Consider the following 19,550-nt stretch of genomic DNA (forward strand, 5'->3'; position numbering starts at 1 on the left):
TATTGACATATTAGAAAATGACGGTACGTTCTGCGGCATGACCATCGACAACGACCGCGTCCTGATCGTCGGGGCCGGGCAATCCGGACTGGCCGCCGCGCACGCCGCCCTGCAGCAGGGAATACGCCCCGTGCTGCTGGAAGCCTCCGGCCGGCCCGCCGGATCCTGGCCGCGCTACTACGACAGCCTCGCCCTGTTCTCGCCCGCCCGCTACAGCAGCCTGCCCGGCATGGCCTTCGGCGGCGACCCGGAGCGTTACCCGCGCCGCGACGAAGTCGTCGCCTACCTGGAACGCTATGCCGCCGCCCTGATCCAGCGTGGCGCCGAGCTGCGCACCGGCGCCCGCGTCGAGGCCGTCCGCCCCGCTGGCGAGCCCGGCAGGAGCGGCTTCCTCGTGCGCCTGGCCGATGGCGAGGAACTGACCGCCCCGGCCCTGATCGCGGCCAGCGGCTCCTTCGATCGCCCGCACCGGCCCGCCCTGCCCGGCCTGGACGCCTTCACCGGTCCGATGCTGCACGTCGCCGACTACCGCTCGCCGGCCTCACTGCCGGGCGAGCACGTCGTTGTGGTGGGGGCGGGCAACTCGGCGGTCCAGGTCGCGCACGAGCTGGCCGCCGAGCGACGGGTGACGCTGGCCAGCCGGGCGCCGATCCGCTTCGTCGAGCAGCGCCCACTGGGCCGGGACCTGCACTTCTGGTTCCGGGTGACCGGGTTCGACCGGCTGCCGCTGGCCCGTGCGGAGGCTCCGCCCGCCTCGCCGGTGCTCGATGACGGCCGCTACCGCCGGGCGCTGCGCGAGGGCCGCTACGCGCGGCGGGCGATGTTCACGCGGCTCGACGGCGATCACGCGGTCTGGCCCGACAGCGGCCGCGAACGCGTCGATGCGGTGCTGCTGGCCACCGGCTACCGGCCGAACCTGCCCTACCTCACCGGCCTGGGCGCGCTGGCCACCGGCGGGCATCCCCACCAGCGCCGCGGCCTGTCGCTGACCCATCCCGGTCTGGGCTACCTGGGCCTGGAGTGGCAGCGCACTCCCTCCTCCAACACCCTGCGCGGGGTCGGCGCCGACGCCCGCCGCGTCGTCGCCGTGCTCGCCCGCCACCTACGCGGAACCCGCCGGCATGCCCGCGCGTGAGCGGCACCACTTCCGTGTGCCTACTGATTAGATTCATCTCTAATTTGACATGCCTCTAAGTCGTCGGGCATCCTGCCGACGAAGCTACTTAGACAGCCTTCAAAACAACGCGGACCGGCACGGCCCGCGCAACGATGAGGAGAACCACCATGAGCGGATGCTGCGGTCCCACCGCCGTCGAACTGGAGCCCAGCCGCCAGGCCGCACAGCCCGGCGAGCTACCCATCGTGGTCATCGGTGCCGGCCCGATCGGCCTGGCCGCGGCGGCTCACCTGGCTGAACGGCGCCTGGACTTCGTGGTGCTCGAGGCCGGTGAGCGGGCGGGTGCGTCGGTGGCCCGGTGGGGGCACGTGCGGGTGTTCAGCCCGTGGAAGTACAACATCAACTCTGCGGCCCGACGCCTGCTCGAAGCCGACGGCTGGAGCGCGCCGGACCCCGAGTGGCTGCCCACCGGCGCCGAGCTCATCGATGACTACCTGGCGCCCCTGGCCAAGCTGTTCGGTGACCGGGTCCGCACGAACGCCGAGGTGATCGCGATCAGCAGGCTCGGCTACGACCAGGTCCGCACCGCCGGCCGCGAGCAGGCGCCGTACCTGATCCGGCTGGCCGACGGAAGCGAGCTGCACGCCCGAGCCGTCATCGACGCCTCCGGCACCTACGCCACTCCGAACGTGCTCGGCGCGTCCGGCCTGCCCGCTCACGGTGAGGCCGACGCGGCGGATCTGGTCGATCACGCGCTGCCCGACGTGCTCGGCGCGGATCGTGACCGCTACGCCGGCAGGCACGTCCTGGTCGTCGGCGCCGGCCACTCGGCCGCCACCACCCTACTCGCCCTCGCCCAGCTCGATGACACCCCGATCACCTGGGCGATTCGCGCCGGCAACGCCAGCCGCACCTACGGCGGCGGCGAGGCCGACGCGCTGCCCGCCCGCGGCGCGCTGGGCACGCGCCTGCACGCCCACGTCGAAAGCGGCCGTATCCGCCTGGTGACCGGCTTCTTCACTCACGCCATCGAGCGCGAGGGTGATGGCGATGGCGAGCAGGTGCGGGTGATCAGCCGCGACCCGTCCGGCGCCGAGCAGACCATCACCGCCGAGCGCATCGTGGCCGCCACCGGCTACCGGCCCGACCACGCCATCGCCGGCGAGCTGCGCCTCGACCTCGACCCGATCCTCGGTTCCACCCGCGCGCTGGCACCGCTGATCGACCCCAACGCGCACTCCTGCGGAACCGTGCCCCCGCACGGGGCGGACGAACTGGCCCACCCGGAGGCCGGCTACTACGCCATCGGCGTCAAGAGCTACGGCCGCGCCCCCACCTTCCTGCTCGCCACCGGATACGAACAAGCCCGCTCGGTCGTCGCCGCTCTGGCCGGGGACTGGGAGGCGGCGCGGGATGTGCAGTTGGAGCTGCCCGAGACCGGCGTGTGCTCCTCCAGCCTGGCCGAGGCGCAGGAGCAGCGCGTCGGACTGGCCACCGGCATCAGCGGCGGCCTGCTGTCCACGCCGCTCCCGCTGGCAGGCGTCTCCGCCTCCGATGGCGGCGGCTGCTGCGGCTGAACGGATCAGGCATGAGCTCCACCGCCCAGGCCGCCGCCCTCGACACCGAGGGCGGCGGTCGATCGCGTTCCGGGCAGGGCTGGCGCATCGTCGCGGCCCTGGCGATCGCCCGAACCATCGACTACGGCGGGCGCGGTCGTCTGGTGTGCGCGATTGCCGCGTTCGCGCTGCTTGCCTACCATCGCCTATAATTTCGACAGATTTCGAATCAGGGAGGGTTGGATGACTGCGGGCACGATCCAGTGCTGCGCACCGATCGCGCGTGAACCGCTGTCGGAGAGCGACGCGGCCGAGCTCTCGGTCATGCTCAAGGCGGTCGCCGACCCTGTACGGCTGCGCCTGCTGTCGATGATCGGCTCCCACGCGGGCGGGGAGGCGTGCGTGTGTGACCTGACCGACGCCTTCGACCTGACCGCGCCCACCATCAGCCACCACCTCAAGGTCTTGCGCACCGCCGGCCTCATCGACGGTGAGCGGCGCGGCACCTGGGTCTACTACCGGATCATCCCCGAGGCGGTGAACAAGCTCGGCGCCCTGTTCACCCCGCTGTCCGAGCCGGTCCCCGCGTGACCCGTCTGGTCGACGTTCTGGTCATCGGCGGCGGCCAGGCCGGGCTGGCCGCCGGCTACTACCTGCGCCGCGCCGGAGCCGACTTCGTCATCCTCGACGCCCAGGACCGCCCCGGCGGCGCGTGGCGGCACGCCTGGCCGTCCCTGCGGCTGTTCTCTCCCGCCCAGTACAGCTCGCTGCCCGGACGGATGATGCCCGTCCCACCCGGCGGCGGCTACCCGAGCGCCGCCGACACGGTCGCCTACCTGGCCGACCACGAGCAGCGCTACAACCTTCCCGTGCTGCGGCCAGTGCAGGTCCATGCGGTACGGCGCGGCGGTGAACGCCTGACGGTCGAAACCGACACCGGCACCTGGCAGGCCCGGATCGTCATCAGCGCGACCGGCACCTGGTGGCGACCGTACGTCCCGCACTATCCCGGCATCCGCGACTTCCGGGGAGAGCAGCTTCACACCGTCGGCTACCGCGGCCCCGAGCCGTTCCGCGGCCGACGCGTGGTCATCGTAGGCGGGGCCAACTCCGCCGCGCAAATCCTGGCCGAGGTCTCCACCGTCGCCGACACCACCTGGGTCACCCTGCGCCCGCCCCGCCTGCTGCCCGACGAGATCGACGGCCGGGCGCTGTTCGCGCTGGCTACCCGCCGGACCCAAGGCGGAGGCGGCATCGGCGACCTGGGCGACATCGTCGCCGTCCCACCTGTCCGCGAGGCCCGCGACCGCGGCGTTCTGAAGGCCGAGCCCATGTTCCGCCGGATCATCCGCGACGGCGTCGCCTGGCCCGACGGCACCAGCTTGGCCGCCGACGCCATCATCTGGTGCACCGGCTTCCGCCCCGCCCTCGGCCACCTGGCCCCGTTACGGCTGCGCGGCCCGGGCGGCCTCATCCCCGTCGAGGGCACCCGCGCCATCGGCGAGCCCCGCCTGCACCTGCTCGGCTACGGCGACTGGACCGGCCCGGCCTCTGCCACCCTCATCGGCGCCGCCCGTACCGCCCGTCAGATGGTCGCCGAGATCACCGGCCAGCTCCAAGCATCGCCCTCGCACGATGCCTGAAACGGCATGCAGCGCCGCCGAACTCGCATGAGCGGCGGTTCGCAGGCAGCCGGCGGATGGAGTCTCACCGGCGCACCCGATTCAGTGACGGCCGTTGCGTCGGCAGATCACGGCTCAGCTACCTCGGCTGGAGGGGCGTGACGCGCCATCTTCGCCGCCGAGATCAGCAGGATTGCCGCCAGGACGGGGATGAGGACCAGGTCGGGGATGACTCCGAGCAGCAGCCCGCCGAGCAGGGAGCCGGTGATGGAGCCGGCGGTCATGACGGCGACGAAGCGCAGGTTGGAGCGCAGGACTGCGAAGCTGCCGTCACGGCTGTAGCGGGCGAAGGCGACCAGCATGGTGGGCAGGGACACGAGGAGCGACAGGCTGCCGGCGGTTTTGATGTCGGCCGCGTACAGCAGCACGATCGTGGGGATCAGCAGCTCGCCGCCGGCCACGCCCATGATGGCGGCCACCACGCCGATGCCGAACCCGGCCGCACCCCCGGCGATCGTCTGTGCCGGGCCGGGCAGGGCCAGTGTGCCCAGGGTGGTGGTGTGGGTGAGCACCAGGGCGGCGGCCATGCCCACCATCAGCGCCGCAAGCACCTTGTACAGGGTGGCGGTGCGCATCCGCACCGCCCAGGAGGCGCCCGCCCAGGCGCCGATCAGGCTGCCGGTCAGGAGATTGACCGCGATCGTCCAGTGCGCGCCGAGTTCGGCAAGCGGGACGGCGGCCAGCCGGGCCGGGAGCGCGACCACCACCACGATCAGGCTCATCGCCTTGTTCACGATGATGGCGGCCAGGGCGGCGAAGGCGAACAGACTGATCAGTAGCGGCAGCCGGAACTCCGCGCCACCCAGGCCGATCATGCCGCCCAGCACGCCCACCGCCGCGCCGGCGGCGAAGGCCAGCGGGAGCGAGCGCACTGCACCGGTGGGCATGGTGGCTTCGTCGGCGCTCATGTCCCCTCCCATCGACGTAGAGACCGCACACTTCGGAGGCGCGGGCGCCGCAGACGTAGGCGGTCTCGAACAGCACCCGGTCGCGCAGCCGGTCCAGCGGCAGGTCCTTGCGCGGCCGCCGCGAGCAGATCGCGGCCAAGACTTTGGCGACGTCGGCGGCCGCGGCCGGGCGTGGCAGGGCCTTCGGGACCTTGACGGTGTCGATCCGATCCATCGGGTTGGCACCCAGGAGGTCGTGGCGAACCGCCCACTTGGTGAAGGAGGCGATCGCGGCGCGCTTGCGCTTGCGGCTGGCCGGCGACAGCTCGGCGAGCTCGGCCAGATAGGCGCGGATCGGCGTCGCGGTCAGCTCGCCGATCTCCTCGCCGTGGTGGGCGGCAAAAGCGATCAAGTCGCCGCGGTAGGCGCGCCGGGTGTGGGCGGAGGCGCCGGCGTTGGCCAGGTCGGTGAGGAAGTCGTCGAGATGACGGGCGAGCGGATGAGTGCGGCCGAGCCGCTCGGCGATGACCGGATCCATGCGGTACGCCTCCACCATCCGCCGAGTTGCCAGATAACCGGGATACGAAGCGTGCGCGCCGGACGGTGGTCGCCCAGCTCGCGCTACGTTGTTGATCGCTGTCTTGCCAGATAACGGACGTTATCCCGCAACCAATTCGGCATCCTATTCCCGAAACTGACCTCCAGCCACAAGCAGTGATGGGGGCGTAGCTCGTCGACGGCGGTCGACAGGTAGCGGCTGTTCCACAGCGCGACGGACTGGATCAGGCGAGCAACCGGTCGACCAACCCGTTGAGGTAGTCAGGGGTGAGCGGGCCAGCGCCGAACAGGACGCGCATGTAGATCGGCGCCAGGAGATGGTCCAGCACCTCCAGTACGTCAGGCGGGTCCTCGCCGCGGCCGCGGGCGCGGTCGAGCATGGCCTGCAACTGCCTGGTGCGGTCGGCCAGGAGTTCGTCGCGCGCCTGAAGGCCCTGCTGACCCTCGCCTGACAGTGCGAGGGTCAGCCGCACCAGCGCCAGGCCGTCGGGTCCGGTGACCTCGCGGGCCACGTTGGCGGCGTGGGTCCGCAGGTCGCCGGCCAGGCTGCCGGTGTCAGGCATCGGCGACTGCGCGTTGAGCCGGGTCAGCAGCACATCGCTGAGCAGGGCTTGGAGGTTGCCCCATCGGCGGTAGAGGCTGGTGTCGGCCACGCCCGCGCGGGCGGCGATGTCGCCGACGGTGAAGTTTCCGTAGCCGCGCTCCCTGACCAGTTCGGTAACGGCCTGGTGCACTGCCGCGCGGACCCGGGCGCTGCGCCCGCCGGGCCGCCTGGCCCGCCCCTGCTCATCCATACCCCCACCTTAACGCAGTCGAGACTTGCGTTAGAGCCTCTGAGAGGCTACGTTAACGCAGTCACAAACTGCTTTTAGGAGAGATGTACGTGAAAGCGTTGCTCACCCTGACCTGCGCAGGTCAGTTCATGGTGCTGCTCGACAACACGATCGTCGGCGCCGCCCTGCCCGACATGCAGCAGCGGCTCCACACCGGGCTGACCGGCCTGCAGTGGATCGTCGACGCCTACGTGCTGCTGGTGGCCATGCTGCTGCTGTCGGGCGGCGTCTTCGCCGACCGGTTCGGCCGCAGGCGGGTGTTCCTGGCCGGGGTGGTGGTGTTCACGGCCGCGTCGGTGGTGTGTTCGCTCGCGCCCTCGATCGGCTGGCTGATCGCCGGGCGGGTGCTGCAGGGCGTCGGGGCCGCGGCGCTGAGCCCCGCCTCGCTGGCGCTGCTCGCCGCCGCGTATCCCGCCCCGAGGGAGCGCGTCAGAGCGATCGGGTTGTGGGCCGGGTTCAGCGGCATCGGCCTGGCCGCCGGACCGCTGGCGGGCGGGATCCTGGTGGAGTCCTTCGGCTGGCCCGCCATCTTCCTGGTCAACGTGCCCATCGGGGCGGCACTGCTGCTGGCCGGGCTGCGCGTGCTCGGGGAATCCCGCAACCCGAGCGCACCGCCGATCGACGTCCCCGGCACGGTCCTGTCCGCCGCGGGCGTGGGCGCTGTGACCTACGGCCTGATCGAGGGTGGTTCCCAAGGCTGGACCTCGCCGGTGATCCTGGGCAGCTTCGCCGCCGGACTGGCGCTCCTGGCCGCGTTCGTCGTGATCGAGGGTCGTGTGCCGACGCCGATGCTGCCGCTGCGGCTGTTCCGTCAGCGGCTGTTCACGGTGTCCAACACGGCGATGGTCGTGGTCGGGTTCGCGCTGATGGGGTCGTCGTTCTTCTTCTCCCAGTTCTTCGTCTACGTCCAGGGCACTTCGATCCTGGTCGCCGGGCTGCGGACCCTGCCCGTCTCGCTGGCCATGGTGATCGTCAGCCCGTACGCGGGTCGGTTCGCGGCCAGGTACGGCTTCCGTGTCGTCGTCGGCATCGGCCTGGCGCTGGCCGGGCTGGGGCTGCTGGCGCTGGGCTTCGTCCACGCCGATACCGGCTACGGGAACGTGTGGTGGCGGCTGGCGGTCGTCGGCATCGGGTTCGCTCTCACCATGTCGCCGCTGACCGGGGCCGCCATCCAGGCGGTCAGCCCGCAGGAGGGCGGCCTCGCCTCGGGCGTCAGCAGCACCACCCGGCAGATCGGCGCGGTGCTCGGCGTGGCGGTGCTCGGGGCGATCGTCCACACGCGGGAGTCCGGCGGAGCCTCCTTCGAATCCGGCCTCAACAGCGCCTTCCTCGCGGCGGGTGCCGTGACGCTGGCCTGCGCCGTATTCACCGGCCTGTGGCTGACCGCGGTCCGGACGCCGAGGGGCGTCCTGGCCGGACAGTCAGGAGGCCAAGCAGTCAGTGAGCCGCCGCTGACAGCTCCTCCCAGTCGGCCCACGTCTTGAGCCGCTCGGCGTAGGCCTGCTGGGTCACCCGCAGCCCTTCGGGTGCCGAAGAACACCCGCAGCGGCGAGCGAGCCGCCGGTTATGGGGCGAAGAGGACTTGGGACTCGAGGTCGAGTCGGGTGGTGGGGTTGGCGGCCGGTGGGGTCAGGTTGAGGATCCAGTTGCCGAACCGGCGGATGACGTGGGTGATGTAGGGCGAGATGGTGGCCAGGTCATCGAGGTCGACGGGGTGGCCGTCGGCAGCGATGGCGTTGGCCGCGTCTGTGATGTCCTGGGCGGTCGAGTAAATGACGCAGTTGGCCAGCAGCTCGTTGAACTTGATGATCTTCTCTTGGTAGTCGGGGTCGTTGTGGCCGATGAGCTTGCCGCCGAACATCAGCCAGTCGGCGAAGTTGTGGAAGGACTCGTTGCGGTTGGTGACCTGGGTGATCTGCTCGCGAAGGTCTGGATCCGACAGATACCGCAAGAGCGTGATCGTCCTGACCGCGCGGCCGAGCTCGCGAAAGGCTCGGTAGAGCCGGTTCTTGCGAGAGTGGTTGCCCAGGCGGCGCAGCAGAGTCACTGAGGACAGCCGGTTCTCCCGGATCGAGATCGCGGTACGGAGCAGGTCCGTCCAGTGGGTCTCTATGAGAGTCCAATCGATCGCCTCGTCGCCGAACAGCGAATCGATGTGCTGGTACCGGGTGCCCGGGGTGGGCCGGTAGAAGATCAGGTCGTGCCAGTTGCGGATACGGGGCAGCAGGTCGAACCCCATGAGCGCGGCGAGACCGAAGACCGGCAGCGACTGGCCTTGAGTGTCTGCATGGATGGTGTCGGGCTGGATCTCCGAGGCGTTCTTCAACAGCCCTTCGATGATGTAGACCGCCTCCCACACGCCACATGGGATGAAATGGGAGAAAAGCGCCACGTAGGTGTTGGAGATGTGTCTGTAGGCCAGACCTCCATATCCTCCATACCGAATGTGACTCTCCGCAAGCAGGTTGTTCTCCCACGTCTCGATCTGGGAACCGTCGGCGGCCACGGTCTTGCCGTCGCCCCAGACCGAGGCGATGTCGAGCTTGTTGAACTCGTTGATGACGTCGGTGGAGGCTTTGGAGATCTTGTCGCTGGTGGAGTGCTTGTTCGCGGTCATGGCGATCTCCGCGGCGCTGACCTTGCCGCGCATGTGCGCGGCGACCTGGGCCGGGCCGAGCAGCGTCCCGTAGGTGAACACCATCAGCACGTACCGGCCCAGCGCTTCCTTGATCTTCGGGTCGGAGCCCGAGGCCGGGCCGAGGTGCCGCGTCCAACCGGTCTGGTAGGCAGTGCGGGTGAGGATGTCGAGCAGGTCCCGTTGCGGGAGCCGCTCGTGCACGGCCTCCTCTAGCTTGAGCGCCTCCTTGCTCCGCTCGGCGCCCTTACGGCGTTTGAGCACCGGCCGGCCGCCCGGTGCCCGCGCACGGCACGTTCACCTTCAGCCCCGGCGGCTACCACATCATGATCGAGTCCCCGGCGCGGCCTCTCAGAGAAGGCGGCAGCGTCGATCTCGTGCTCAGTTTCGCGGGAGTGGGCGAGATCGACGTGCACGCTCCCGTGATGCCGGTCGGCTACCACCCTCCGGGGCAGGCCCGATGAGCGCGGGCAAGCAGCCGCGCCGGTTCACCCGGCGCGGCCTGCTGGCGATGACGTCCGCGGCCGGCGTCGCCGCCGCCGCGGGTGCGGTGGGCGGCGACGCCGCGACGTCAATGGTGGGCGGGGAGCGTGCCCGCCAGCTGGGCGGGCGGCACGTTCCTTTCGACGGCGCGCACCAAGCCGGCATCCTGGCCCCGCCTGCCGCCAACGGCTGGTTCGCCGCTTTCGACACGCGACCGGGCATCACGGCCCGCCAGGTGGCCGCGCTGATGCGCGCCTGGACCCGTGATGCCCGGCTGCTGACGTCAGGCGAGCCTGTAGCGGGCGACGACGGCATGGCGCTGGGTCATGCGCCCTCGTCCTTGACGATCACTGTGGGTTTCGGTGCCTCGTTGCTCCGCAAGCTGAACGCTCCTGTTCCCGCCGAGCTCTCCGCGATCCCTCCGTTCCCTCGGGATCGGCTGGACGAGCGACGCAGCGATGGCGACATCGGCGTTCTCCTGGCCGCCGACGACGCGATCGTCGTCGCCCACGCGCTGCGGGCGCTGACCCGTACGGCACGCGGGACTGCGGGCGTGCGGTGGCAGATGAGCGGGTTCAACGCCGTCAGCGGGGTGAGCGTGGCGCGGGAAGCCACTCCTCGCAACCTCATGGGCCAGCTCGACGGCAGCGGCAACCCCAAGCCGGGCGATCCGGGGTTCGAGGCGCACGTGTTCGCCGGCGCCGATCCCGTCTGGATGCGCGGCGGCAGCTATCTGGTGTTCCGGCGGATCCGGATGTTGCTTGACCCGTGGGACACCCTGTCACGCGGGCGGCAGGAGCAGATCATCGGGCGGCGCAAGGACACCGGAGCCCCGCTGTCCGGCGGCGCCGAGTTCACCGCTTTCGATCTCGACAAGCAGAACCCCGACGGCGGGCTCGCCATCGGTCCCGGCGCACACATACGGCAGGCGGCTCCCGTCTCCAACGCCGGAGCGACGATCCTCAGAAAGGGGTTCTCCTACTTCGACGGCTACCGGGCCGACGGCACGCCGGATGCCGGCCTGCTCTTCCTCGCCTTCCAGAAAGATCCCCGGGACGGATTCACCCGGATCCAGCAACGCCTGGCGATGGCGGATGAGCTCAGCCGATTCATCGTGCACGAGTCGAACGCCCTCTTCGCCGTTCCGCCCGGAACCGACGGCCACGGTTATCTCGGGCAGGGCTTGCTGGACGCCCTGTGAAGGTCCACCGAAGCACGGCGTCGTGCCGTGCAAGGAGCGTCTCCGCTGGTCAAATGTTGATCGCCGCTGCCTCGTCAGCTCTGCGTCGTGGCGCTCTGCAGGGCTGAGCGAAGGCCGTCGGAGGTGAAGGTGTCGTTGTCGTCCAGCTTGCGACCGTCGAGGATCAGTGTCGGAGTGCCCTGGACGTCTGGCGTTTTGAAGGCGGCTGCGGTGTTCTGAGTGATCAAGCCGGCGTACTTCTGATTTTCCATGCAGGAGATCACGGAGGAATCGTCGATCTTCGCCTGATCGGCGAAGTCTTTGAGATCTTGGACGGTCAGGGCCGTTCTCTCGTCGGGCTGACCGGTGAAGATGGCGTCGTGGAAAGCCATCCACTTCCCGCCGGGCACGCACTGGGCCGCTGCCGCCGCGCGGAGCGAACCTGTGGGGTTGACGAAGGCGATCGGGTGGTAGACGATCTTTACCTTTCCCCGAGCGGCGAGATCCTTCACAGCGCCACCGTTGACGCGCTCGAATTCCTTGCACATCGGGCACTGGAAGTCTTCGTAGACTTCGAGCACCGGCTTGTCCACGCCTGGTTGAGCCATGGTGACGGATCCGTCGGGCGAGACGGAGACCGGGGCCAGCCCACCGGTGAAGGCGCTTGGCGCGGCGCGGTTGACCTGCACGAGAACGCCGATGACCACCGCCGTCAACGCGAGAACGACCACCACACTTGTGATCAGGATGCGCCGTCTCTTGTCGCTCTTCGCCTGCCGAGCCCGCTCCTCGCGTAACCGCTCTCGGGCCGACCGCGAGGCCGATCCACTCACCCGGGTCTCCATTCAAAAGTTTGTTTGCGAACTATTGCACGGAGCATGTTTAGGCCTGAGCAGCATAGCGTTGAACCGTTGCAGCATGCAATGGTCTTGGCGTGGGCCTCATCGGACGGCAAGCCGTACCGGCGGGTGGTCTCCAGGGGGCGTGCCCGAGAATCTCGGCGAACAGAACCAGGTCGGTTTTGCCGCGGACCAGGGTGGTGGCGAGCGTACGGCGCAAGACGTGCGCATTGGCGGCATCGTCCAGACCGGCCGTCTGAGCGATGGCGGCAATGATGCCACCGGCGGGCGCGGGCGGTCAGCCAGCCCCCCTTGGCGTTGAGGAACAGGGCTCGGTTGTCGTCTGCGTGGGGCCGGTTGGCGTTCGTCGAGCCAGAGCTGCGGTTCCTGGCGGAGCTTGGGGTAGATGTCGACCTCGCGGTACTTGCCGTTTGCCGTATAGGCGCAGTCTGCCCTTGCGGGCTGAGCAGGACGCCGTCGGCGTCCGGGCGGACGACCTCGCTGATGCGGGGCCGCCGCGATCACACCGGGCCCGACTCGCCGTCCCTGCCGACCCGATCAGGCCTCACATCATGCGCGCACGGAACACTGTCGTGGAGTCGACGTGCACGGCGCTCGACGTTCCCATAATGGTGCCCACGATCTCCCGCCACATGCGCACCGCGCGAAAGCAGCCTCGTCTCCACGTGCCGCCGACGCGGGTGGTCAGCGTGGCAGGTGGTAGGCGCGCCGCAGGAGGGTATCGAAGAGGCGTTGCGGCATCAGGGTTTTCAGGCGCGGGACCCACCTGCTCTGGTGGCCGGCGCCGTAGCGACCCAGAGGTGCGGGGACATCGGCGATCTTCCTGATCAGTTCGGCGGCGTTGCGAGGGTCCTCCCCGTCTTGCAGGGCGTTGTGCAGCGTGCGGTGGGCGTTTTCGCGGGGCCCGTCGTGATCCTCGCCTGAGACGAGGAGGACGCGTCCAGTACGGCGGTACTGAACGCCCCAGGTTCGACCAGAGTGACGTGGATGCCCAGGTGCCACACCTCATGGCGCAGAGCTTCGGTGTAGCGGGCCAGCGCGGCCTTGGACGCGGCATAAAATCCCTCACCTGGCTCTCCGACCCAGGCAGCCAGCGAGCCGACGTTGATGACGCGGCCCTGCCGCCGGTCGCGCATCCCGGGCAGCACCGTGTGAATGACGCGCACGGCCCCGAAAAAGTTCATGCCGAAGACCGCTTCGGCTTCTGCTTGACCGGTCTCCTCGGCAAAGCCTTCATGCATCACGCCAGCATTGTTGACCAGTACGTCGAAGCGCGGGCAAGGACCTGGTCGACGCATTGGCGGACCGATTCGGCCGAACGGACGTCCAGTTGGAGCATCTCCACCCCGCGCTCATCCGGGCGTTCGCGCCGTGAGGTGCCGAAGACCCGCGCGCCGCGCTCGGCGAACAGGCGGGCCGTTGCCTGGCCGATACCTGAGGAGGCACCGGTGACCAGGACGGTTCGGGCGGTGGACGACGGGGAGAACATGGAGTCGGCCTTTCGTCAGCGCGTCGTGCAGCGCGATCGATCAGTGGCGACAAGGGGGATACATGACCACTGCCATGCCAGCCGGGCATCGCCTATCTCAATCACGGCAGCAACGAACAGGGCGATGGAGCGAGCAACGAACACGTCGACAAGGTCTTCATGACAGGGTTTTCTGATCACGGTGCGGCGCGGAAGGGACTGGCGGAGGTGTCAGATGAGAGCACCGAACAGCTCAGCAAGCAGGCCGGCCCGCTTGGATAGAGGCAAGTGGAGCGCATCCACTTCGTTGTCGTCCTGACGGTCGACGGCGGCGTCCAGACTGGTGAAAGGTATCGCGGAGGGAGATGGGCGCACATCGCCCGACCAGTCTGGATACGACAGCAGCAGCACCACAGCAAGCGTCAGGACGATGCTCGTCACGGCGGCCAGTGTCCACATGACCAACGTCGGCGTCGAAATGGTGCGCGAGGCCAGGTCGCTGTCGCCACCTAAGGACCGGGACAAGAGCGCGTCGAGGCGTGGGTCCTCGATCGAAAGCCGATCTTCGATCTCCGAGATTATCCGCTGTTCCTCTTCCGACAATGCCATGGCGTCATTTCGTTCCGAAGTGCGGGGAGGGCTGCGCGCGTGATTCGATTTGGAGGCGTGCCTCGCGCTCCGACCGGTTGCTCGCGACAGGCGAACGGCGGCGAGTCGGCAGAGTGCTGGAACAGGCGTCTGCCATGGTGCATGCGTCCTTTTCTGACGTTCTGCCTCTGACGGTTGATCCTTAACGTTCATTGCATAATGCAAGATTTTAGCCCGGCGCATGAGGCGCAGATACTTGCTACGGCGAGTTGGGTGGGGGCGGTCGAAGCGTTGATCCCGCAGTGCACTCGTGTCGCCAGCGCCCATGCGTGTCCATCTCGGCCGCTGACATGAGGCCGCCGGTATGCCTCCCGGGTGTCTGTCTGGGTGAATGTTCAACCTGACAGGAATCGTTGCACAAGGCAATGATCGGGTCTACTCTTTGGGCAAACGTCCAAGGCGATCGCACGAGAGGCAAGGAGTAGCCCCCTCGGCCATCGCGGAGACCCTTCTCCTCAGTGGAACCGCTGCGGGCGACAGTGCGAAGGGAGTGAGACATGAGGGCCCTCATCTGCGGCGCCGGCATCGCGGGGCTGACGCTCGCCTGGCATCTGGAGCGCATGGGCTGGCACGTCGAGATAGTCGAACGCGCGCCGGCATTCCGCAACGGCGGCTACATGATCGACTTTTACGGAGCGGGTTATGAGGTCGCCGAACACATGGGACTGGCTCGCCGCCTGCAGGAGGTGCGGTACCCCTTCACGGAGCTCGACTACGTCAATCGTGGTGGCCGCCGGACCAGCGGTTTCGTCCTGCCGCCGAGCTTCCGCCAAGTGGTCAGCCTGCTACGTGGTGATCTGGCCCGGATCCTCGCCGAGGAGGTCAGGGCACCCATTCGCTATGCCTCCACCGTGGAGGCCGTTCACCAGAACGGCGAGGGGGTCACGGTCACCCTCACCGGCGGTGTTCAAACGACGGTGGATTTGCTGGTCGGGGCGGACGGCGCTCATTCCCGGGTCCGCGAGCTGGCGTTCGGTTCTGAGGAACGCTATGTTCGCTATCTCGATCATCACGTCGCCGCCTGCATCCTCACCGATCCTGAGCTGAGCGCCCAAGTTGGCCAGCGCTACCAGATGCTGACCGTGCCCGGCCTGATGGCCGGTGCGTACGCCCTGAGGCAGGACCGGCTGGCGCTGCTGTTCCTGCGCCGCGAAGCCGATCCCACCCTTCCCTCCGACCCCCGGGAGACGCTCCGCCGCCACTACGGCGACTTGGGATGGATCTTGCCCACCCTCCTTTCCCGGATCCCGGCGGACTTGTACTACGACCAGGTCACCCAGGTACAGATGGAGTCCTGGAGTCGAGGCCGGGTGGTGCTGCTGGGCGATGCGTGCCAGGCGGTATCGCTGTTCGCCGGGCACGGCGCCTCCATGGCCATGGCCGCCGCCTGGATTCTCGCCGACGAACTGGCCGGCACCGACCTCGCGACCGCGTTGAGCAGCTACGAGCGACGCATGCGCCCCACCATCGCCGAAGTGCAGGCGCTCGGTCGCCGCTTCATTGAGTGGATGGCACCATCCAGCCAGCTTCGCATCGCCATTCGCGACTTGATGTTCCGCCTGACTGCTCTTCCCGGAGCCGATCGCCTTTTCCTGAACTCCTTGACTCCTGGAGGTCACAACCTTATCGAAAGCCGAGTCGATCAGCTCCCTCGCAGCTGAGACGGGAGAAACCCGCGGCGCTCGTAGGCGTCGGCCGGACCATGACGGACTACTTCCCACGGCGTAGCGTGCCCGCCTGCTGCGACCAGCACAGTAGCCGGGAAAGCCTGTCCCAGGTTGACGACAGAGGGTGGCTCGCCGCTGCACCATATCCAGACATCACCCCCCTTCGGAAAGGACGAAGCGACGATGTTGTTTGTCGAACTGCTGGTGCCCAAGGGAGCATTCGACGAGCAGGAGCGCCGTCGGTTCGCCGGGCGGCTGACGGCGCGGCGCCTGCTGTCTCCAGGGAACGGCAAGACGCCCGCCACGGACCCCGGCGTGATGGACCTCTTCGACTCGCTCTCCCACGTGGTGGTTCGTGAGGAGGAGATCTGGAGCGCAGGCGGGAACCTGCTCGACGAGTCCCAGGACCCCTGGTACGTGGTGAACGTGATCGCCGGAATGTGGGGCAAGGAGATGAGCGAGCACCTCATTTCCCGGATCACCGCCGAACTGGCGGAGGGGAATGCCGAGCCGCGCGTCGTAGTGAACGTGATCAGTCTTCCCGAGGGGAGCTACGGCCTGCGCGGGCGGGCGCATCGTTCCGCGGACTTCGTCCCTCTGATCGAGGAGGCCAAGACCGGACCGGCGGCGCCCGTACCGGACGGCATGATCGTCGATCCAATCTGCGGCGCGACCGTGCCACTGGACAAGGCGGTCATCCTTGAACACGACGGGCAGACCTACGGCTTCTGCTGCACTCACTGTCGCGGGCGCTTCGCCAAAAGGCTGAGCATCGCGGAGGCGTCCTGATGACGCTGGTCGCCAACGCCGGGCAGGACGAACTGTGGAACGGAGAGGAGGGCAGGCGCTGGACCGATCATCACCGACGACTCGACCGCATGGCCGCCCCCGCCAACGAGCACCTGTTCGCGGCCGCCGCCATCGGCGAGAGCGACCAGGTGCTCGACATCGGCTGCGGCACAGGTGAGACCACCCGGATGTCCGCGCGCCTGGCGGCCCGCGGGCACGCCGTCGGGATCGACCTATCGGCTCCGATGCTGGAGTTGGCCCGGCGCATCGCCACCGAGGAGGCCATCGGCAACATCACCTTCGAGCGGGGAGACGCGCAGGTCCACCCGTTGCCGTCCGGTCGCTTCGACGTGGCGCTCAGCCGGGCGGGGGTGATGTTCTTCGACGATCCGGTCGCCGCGTTCGCCAACATCAGACGGACGCTCCGCCCGCAGGGCCGACTGGGGTTTCTGTGCCATCGGGGCGGCGACAGCCACACGGCCGACATCCTCGCCGCACTGGCCCGGCATCTGCCGGCCCTGGATCCCGGCAGTCGGATGCAGGGAGTCACGGACTTCACGGATCGGGACCACATCTGCGGCGTGCTCGACCGCGCGGGCTTCGCCACCATCGCGACCTCACCGGTGGAGTACCTCACCGTGCTGGGCCTGGACGCCGCCGACGCCGCGCGCTTCCTGCTCGACGTCCAGATGGCGGGCTTCGTCTACGGTGCCGGGGACGAAGCCCTAGGACAAGCCCGCACCGCACTGGAAGCGGCGTTGCGCCCCCACGAGCGCGACGGGGCCGTACGACTGCCCGCTGCGGCGTGGATCGTCACCGCCACCGCTGTTTGAGGCCCAATCCCGCAAACCCCCGGTTGCGCACGGGCTGTCGGGATCGTCCGGGGCAGCGAAAGCCCCGGTCGGGTTCGGTGTCGAGCCCGACCGGGCCTTCCCCGGCCGAGCCGCGTCGCATGCCTGATCTCGCAGCAGTACAACGTGCTGGCGGCCAGGATTTCGCCGCTGCTCGTCGTGAATCTCCATTGCCTCTGGGCGGCTGATGCGCACAGCCGTGACTTCCCGCTGTCGCCCGCCCGCCACGCGAAGGAGTCCAGTGAAGGCATGATCGTAATAGGCAGTGGAGTGCTGCTCCGCCACGATCAAGCGGGTCCATTGCGGTCGTCGCCAGGCTTCGGAGGGCCCGGCTGATGCTGGGAGATCTCGTCGAGACGGGTGCGGAGCTTTTCCAGTTCGGTCAGGACGAGCCGCAGATCGGCCTGATTTCGGGCCTCCGCCGTTGACGTCTGCTGGAAGCGTTCGACGAACCATGCGGCGATCGAGGCGGTGACGACACCGAGCAGCGCGATGCCGGACAGCATCAGCGTGGCGGCGATGAGCCGTCCTTCCAGCGTGGTCGGGTACAGATCGCCGTAGCCAACCGTGGTCATGGTCGTCAGCGCCCACCACAGGGCATCGGCCAGCGTGACGATCGTGGGATCGGCGGAACGGCGTTCGGCGTCCAGCACCGCGATGCCGCCGACCAGGGCCAGGAAGCAGGCCCAGCCGCTGACGTATACGGTCACGCGCATGCGAAACGGCAGCGTGACCCGGCGCATCAGCGCGGTCAGTAGCAAAAGTGAACGCAGCACCGCCAGGTGCCGTAGCAGCGGCAGCAGAACGACCAGTAACGATGGGATGTGGGTGGCGATGAAGTGCCAACGCCGGTCGGCCAGCCACACTCTGATCAGGTAATCGGCGGCGAAGAGCGCCCAGGCCGCCTGTTGGACGTGTCCGAGCCGGTGAACGGCGGTGTCCATCAACTGGGGAAACACGATCGGCAGTGCCCAAGTCGTCAGGAAGAGCAGGCCCACGCCGAACAGTAGGGGATCGGTCCTGCGCTCCCAGCTTTTCAGCCGGAACGATGGCGTGGTTGTCTCGCTGGCTTGTTCCATCTTCGTTCCGTCCGTCAGACGATGGCGGAGGTGGGCGGCTCTCATCGCTGCCCGCGTCACCGCTGGCCGAGGCGATCGGCGTGTTTGTTATCGGCGGACAGAGGCCGAGAATCCACCCACCTGCGGCCGCGCCGTAGCGGGCACGGTCCAGCCAGGATGGCCAACGGGGTGCTCTCCTGCGGGGCGGCTGTCTCGCGCTCAGATGGGAGTAACGGTGGACGCGAGGACCTCGTGAGGGCATGTGTAGCGAGCGCTCCCGGCGCACGACATTTGACCGGCCTGTCCTCTGCCGTCATTCCGGGGGCGCTCGCTTCACCTGTCCCTACATGACAGCTCGCCGCTGCCGAGCTGCCCCGATAATCTATTGCATAGTGCAACGATGTGTCCAGGGTGTCTGTGCAGGGGGCCGCAATACGCGTTCAGCACCTGACGGCCATCCGTTTCTTCCTGGTGCACGGCCGGCAGTACTCGCGCACCCGCACGTACCCCGGAGGGGGTCGCCATTGGCTACATGCCCGAGCGAGGTCGGTTTCGTGGCTGATGCGCAGGGACGGGAGAGCTCGGCATGGTCCTCATCCACTTCGGCAAGGATTTCGCCGACAGGAACCCCATCCGTCCAGAGCAGCAACCACCGTTTGCAGGCAGGCCATGGGCGTTACAACAACCGTCTCAGACGCGGCCAGCTCCTCCCTCAAACCATCCCGATGGCCCTGACATCAATAGCTTCTGAGAGTCCTGCGACCGTCCACGAGGCGCTCCCAGGCGTGCGAGCCTGGTCTCGGCCTGCGGCTTCAGCACGGCAGGTCATGAACACGGGCCGCCGCTCCGGCCGCGCTGCAGCAGGCGGGCGTCGGTGTCGAAGCCGAGGACGGCGTGCTGTGCACGGCCGTGAACGTGCGGTGGCTGCTGACGGCTTATCGCCATGGCTTTGGTCGCCTATGTGGCGATGCCTTCTTCGCGTGGCGCGTGAAGACGAGGCCGCGACGAGCTGTGACGAGAGCACGCTGCGGAAGGGGCGCCGACAGGGCGTGGGCCGGTCTCAGTTGGCAGGTCGCTGACCTGCCGTGCTGGGGCTGTGAGAGCGCTATATGGACATGGCTCTGAAGCTGGCTGCCGAACCGCCAGCGGGGGCCCGAAAGTGGACACCAGGGCGAATTGGGGTGGATTTCCGCTCCTCGGCGATGAAGCACCTCGACCAGTGACGGCTCCCGTGATTGACGATGTCAGCGGTTGGGATGGGCCGATGGCAATTGAGCC

General features: G+C 68.5%; 19 protein-coding genes and 2 pseudogenes. 12 read left to right on the forward strand and 9 right to left on the reverse strand.

Going from position 1 to position 19,550, the window contains the following annotated elements:
- Positions 1 to 37 precede the first annotated feature (37 nt).
- The 5 genes from ACQPWU_RS45770 (at position 38) to ACQPWU_RS45790 (ending at position 4,316) form a co-directional block, all read left to right on the forward strand.
- Positions 38 to 1,135: a flavin-containing monooxygenase gene (locus ACQPWU_RS45770; protein ID WP_433432122.1), complete on the forward strand. Its 1,098-nt coding sequence runs from the start codon at positions 38 to 40 to the stop codon at positions 1,133 to 1,135.
- A gap of 149 nt (positions 1,136 to 1,284) precedes the next feature.
- Positions 1,285 to 2,694 (forward strand): FAD-dependent oxidoreductase, encoded by a 1,410-nt coding sequence (locus ACQPWU_RS45775; protein ID WP_433432124.1) that lies wholly within the window; start codon positions 1,285 to 1,287, stop codon positions 2,692 to 2,694.
- 11 nt (positions 2,695 to 2,705) lie between these two features.
- Positions 2,706 to 2,885, forward strand: coding sequence for a hypothetical protein (locus ACQPWU_RS45780; RefSeq protein WP_433432125.1), 180 nt, complete (start codon positions 2,706 to 2,708; stop codon positions 2,883 to 2,885).
- A 31-nt stretch (positions 2,886 to 2,916) separates the two neighbouring features.
- Positions 2,917 to 3,264 carry a metalloregulator ArsR/SmtB family transcription factor gene (locus ACQPWU_RS45785; protein ID WP_433432126.1) on the forward strand — a complete coding sequence of 116 codons (348 nt, stop codon included), beginning with the start codon at positions 2,917 to 2,919 and terminating at the stop codon, positions 3,262 to 3,264.
- Complete coding sequence (locus ACQPWU_RS45790) at positions 3,261 to 4,316, forward strand: ArsO family NAD(P)H-dependent flavin-containing monooxygenase (RefSeq protein ID WP_433432128.1); 1,056 nt, start codon at positions 3,261 to 3,263, stop codon at positions 4,314 to 4,316. The genes ACQPWU_RS45785 and ACQPWU_RS45790 overlap by 4 nt, the downstream gene beginning before the upstream one ends.
- A 107-nt stretch (positions 4,317 to 4,423) precedes the next feature.
- Here the strand turns inward: ACQPWU_RS45790 and ACQPWU_RS45795 are convergent, their stop codons facing one another.
- The 3 genes and pseudogenes from ACQPWU_RS45795 to ACQPWU_RS45805 form a co-directional block, all read right to left on the reverse strand.
- Positions 4,424 to 5,263 carry a TSUP family transporter gene (locus ACQPWU_RS45795; protein ID WP_433432130.1) on the reverse strand — a complete coding sequence of 280 codons (840 nt, stop codon included), beginning with the start codon at positions 5,261 to 5,263 and terminating at the stop codon, positions 4,424 to 4,426.
- Positions 5,264 to 5,555: 292 nt separating this feature from the next.
- Positions 5,556 to 5,798 (reverse strand): annotated as a pseudogene (locus ACQPWU_RS45800) (site-specific integrase); the annotation flags it as partial.
- A 226-nt stretch (positions 5,799 to 6,024) separates the two neighbouring features.
- Positions 6,025 to 6,594 (reverse strand): TetR/AcrR family transcriptional regulator, encoded by a 570-nt coding sequence (locus tag ACQPWU_RS45805; protein ID WP_433432132.1) that lies wholly within the window; start codon positions 6,592 to 6,594, stop codon positions 6,025 to 6,027.
- An 89-nt stretch (positions 6,595 to 6,683) separates the two neighbouring features.
- Between ACQPWU_RS45805 and ACQPWU_RS45810 the strand changes: the two genes are divergently transcribed.
- Positions 6,684 to 8,117 (forward strand): MFS transporter, encoded by a 1,434-nt coding sequence (locus ACQPWU_RS45810; RefSeq protein WP_433432133.1) that lies wholly within the window; start codon positions 6,684 to 6,686, stop codon positions 8,115 to 8,117.
- An 80-nt stretch (positions 8,118 to 8,197) separates the two neighbouring features.
- Here ACQPWU_RS45810 and ACQPWU_RS45815 read toward each other — a convergent pair whose 3' ends face one another.
- Entirely contained in the window at positions 8,198 to 9,532 is a 1,335-nt protein-coding gene (locus ACQPWU_RS45815; protein ID WP_433432136.1) for a transposase, read from the reverse strand.
- A 14-nt stretch (positions 9,533 to 9,546) separates the two neighbouring features.
- Between ACQPWU_RS45815 and ACQPWU_RS45820 the strand changes: the two genes are divergently transcribed.
- Together ACQPWU_RS45820 and ACQPWU_RS45825 are read left to right on the forward strand one after the other, a co-directional pair.
- Entirely contained in the window at positions 9,547 to 9,732 is a 186-nt protein-coding gene (locus ACQPWU_RS45820) for a copper chaperone PCu(A)C (protein WP_433432138.1), read from the forward strand.
- Positions 9,729 to 10,952 (forward strand): Dyp-type peroxidase, encoded by a 1,224-nt coding sequence (locus ACQPWU_RS45825; protein WP_433432139.1) that lies wholly within the window; start codon positions 9,729 to 9,731, stop codon positions 10,950 to 10,952. Before ACQPWU_RS45820 ends, ACQPWU_RS45825 begins: the two co-directional genes overlap by 4 nt.
- A 74-nt stretch (positions 10,953 to 11,026) precedes the next feature.
- Here the strand turns inward: ACQPWU_RS45825 and ACQPWU_RS45830 are convergent, their stop codons facing one another.
- Entirely contained in the window at positions 11,027 to 11,764 is a 738-nt protein-coding gene (locus tag ACQPWU_RS45830; RefSeq protein ID WP_433432142.1) for a DsbA family protein, read from the reverse strand.
- 49 nt (positions 11,765 to 11,813) lie between these two features.
- Positions 11,814 to 11,990 carry a hypothetical protein gene (locus ACQPWU_RS45835; protein WP_433432144.1) on the reverse strand — a complete coding sequence of 59 codons (177 nt, stop codon included), beginning with the start codon at positions 11,988 to 11,990 and terminating at the stop codon, positions 11,814 to 11,816.
- Between ACQPWU_RS45835 and ACQPWU_RS45840 the strand changes: the two genes are divergently transcribed.
- On the forward strand, positions 11,916 to 12,092 hold the full coding sequence (locus tag ACQPWU_RS45840; RefSeq protein ID WP_433445590.1) for a hypothetical protein: 177 nt from the start codon (positions 11,916 to 11,918) through the stop codon (positions 12,090 to 12,092). The genes ACQPWU_RS45835 and ACQPWU_RS45840 overlap by 75 nt on opposite strands.
- 526 nt (positions 12,093 to 12,618) lie before the next feature.
- On the opposite strand, the pseudogene ACQPWU_RS45845 reads toward ACQPWU_RS45840, so the two are convergent.
- A pseudogene (locus ACQPWU_RS45845) lies at positions 12,619 to 13,280 on the reverse strand (SDR family NAD(P)-dependent oxidoreductase).
- A gap of 210 nt (positions 13,281 to 13,490) precedes the next feature.
- Complete coding sequence (locus ACQPWU_RS45850) at positions 13,491 to 13,868, reverse strand: DUF3040 domain-containing protein (RefSeq protein ID WP_433432146.1); 378 nt, start codon at positions 13,866 to 13,868, stop codon at positions 13,491 to 13,493.
- Between the two features lie 536 nt (positions 13,869 to 14,404).
- Here ACQPWU_RS45850 and ACQPWU_RS45855 point away from each other — a divergent pair.
- The 3 genes from ACQPWU_RS45855 (at position 14,405) to ACQPWU_RS45865 (ending at position 17,196) form a co-directional block, all read left to right on the forward strand.
- Positions 14,405 to 15,568 carry an FAD-dependent monooxygenase gene (locus ACQPWU_RS45855; protein ID WP_433432148.1) on the forward strand — a complete coding sequence of 388 codons (1,164 nt, stop codon included), beginning with the start codon at positions 14,405 to 14,407 and terminating at the stop codon, positions 15,566 to 15,568.
- A 189-nt stretch (positions 15,569 to 15,757) separates the two neighbouring features.
- Positions 15,758 to 16,363: a hypothetical protein gene (locus ACQPWU_RS45860; protein ID WP_433432150.1), complete on the forward strand. Its 606-nt coding sequence runs from the start codon at positions 15,758 to 15,760 to the stop codon at positions 16,361 to 16,363.
- Positions 16,363 to 17,196: a class I SAM-dependent methyltransferase gene (locus ACQPWU_RS45865; RefSeq protein WP_433432152.1), complete on the forward strand. Its 834-nt coding sequence runs from the start codon at positions 16,363 to 16,365 to the stop codon at positions 17,194 to 17,196. Before ACQPWU_RS45860 ends, ACQPWU_RS45865 begins: the two co-directional genes overlap by 1 nt.
- Before the next feature lie 305 nt (positions 17,197 to 17,501).
- Here ACQPWU_RS45865 and ACQPWU_RS45870 read toward each other — a convergent pair whose 3' ends face one another.
- Positions 17,502 to 18,293: a potassium channel family protein gene (locus ACQPWU_RS45870; RefSeq protein WP_433432154.1), complete on the reverse strand. Its 792-nt coding sequence runs from the start codon at positions 18,291 to 18,293 to the stop codon at positions 17,502 to 17,504.
- Positions 18,294 to 19,550 lie beyond the last annotated feature (1,257 nt).

This window comes from Nonomuraea sp. CA-141351 (assembly GCF_050944675.1).
In the GTDB taxonomy this organism is placed as follows: Bacteria; Actinomycetota; Actinomycetes; order Streptosporangiales; family Streptosporangiaceae; genus Nonomuraea.

Bases quoted from the DNA above. Each gene is read 5' to 3' on its own strand.
- ACQPWU_RS45855 (WP_433432148.1), top strand. From the start codon at position 14,405: ATGAGGGCCCTCATCTGCGGCGCCGGCATCGCGGGGCTGACGCTCGCC.
- ACQPWU_RS45775 (WP_433432124.1), top strand. From the start codon at position 1,285: ATGAGCGGATGCTGCGGTCCCACCGCCGTCGAACTGGAGCCCAGCCGC.
- ACQPWU_RS45860 (WP_433432150.1), top strand. From the start codon at position 15,758: ATGTTGTTTGTCGAACTGCTGGTGCCCAAGGGAGCATTCGACGAGCAG.
- ACQPWU_RS45785 (WP_433432126.1), top strand. From the start codon at position 2,917: ATGACTGCGGGCACGATCCAGTGCTGCGCACCGATCGCGCGTGAACCG.
- ACQPWU_RS45870 (WP_433432154.1), bottom strand. From the start codon at position 18,293: ATGGAACAAGCCAGCGAGACAACCACGCCATCGTTCCGGCTGAAAAGC.
- ACQPWU_RS45805 (WP_433432132.1), bottom strand. From the start codon at position 6,594: ATGGATGAGCAGGGGCGGGCCAGGCGGCCCGGCGGGCGCAGCGCCCGG.
- ACQPWU_RS45825 (WP_433432139.1), top strand. From the start codon at position 9,729: ATGAGCGCGGGCAAGCAGCCGCGCCGGTTCACCCGGCGCGGCCTGCTG.
- ACQPWU_RS45850 (WP_433432146.1), bottom strand. From the start codon at position 13,868: ATGGCATTGTCGGAAGAGGAACAGCGGATAATCTCGGAGATCGAAGAT.
- ACQPWU_RS45780 (WP_433432125.1), top strand. From the start codon at position 2,706: ATGAGCTCCACCGCCCAGGCCGCCGCCCTCGACACCGAGGGCGGCGGT.
- ACQPWU_RS45770 (WP_433432122.1), top strand. From the start codon at position 38: ATGACCATCGACAACGACCGCGTCCTGATCGTCGGGGCCGGGCAATCC.
- ACQPWU_RS45795 (WP_433432130.1), bottom strand. From the start codon at position 5,263: ATGAGCGCCGACGAAGCCACCATGCCCACCGGTGCAGTGCGCTCGCTC.
- ACQPWU_RS45865 (WP_433432152.1), top strand. From the start codon at position 16,363: ATGACGCTGGTCGCCAACGCCGGGCAGGACGAACTGTGGAACGGAGAG.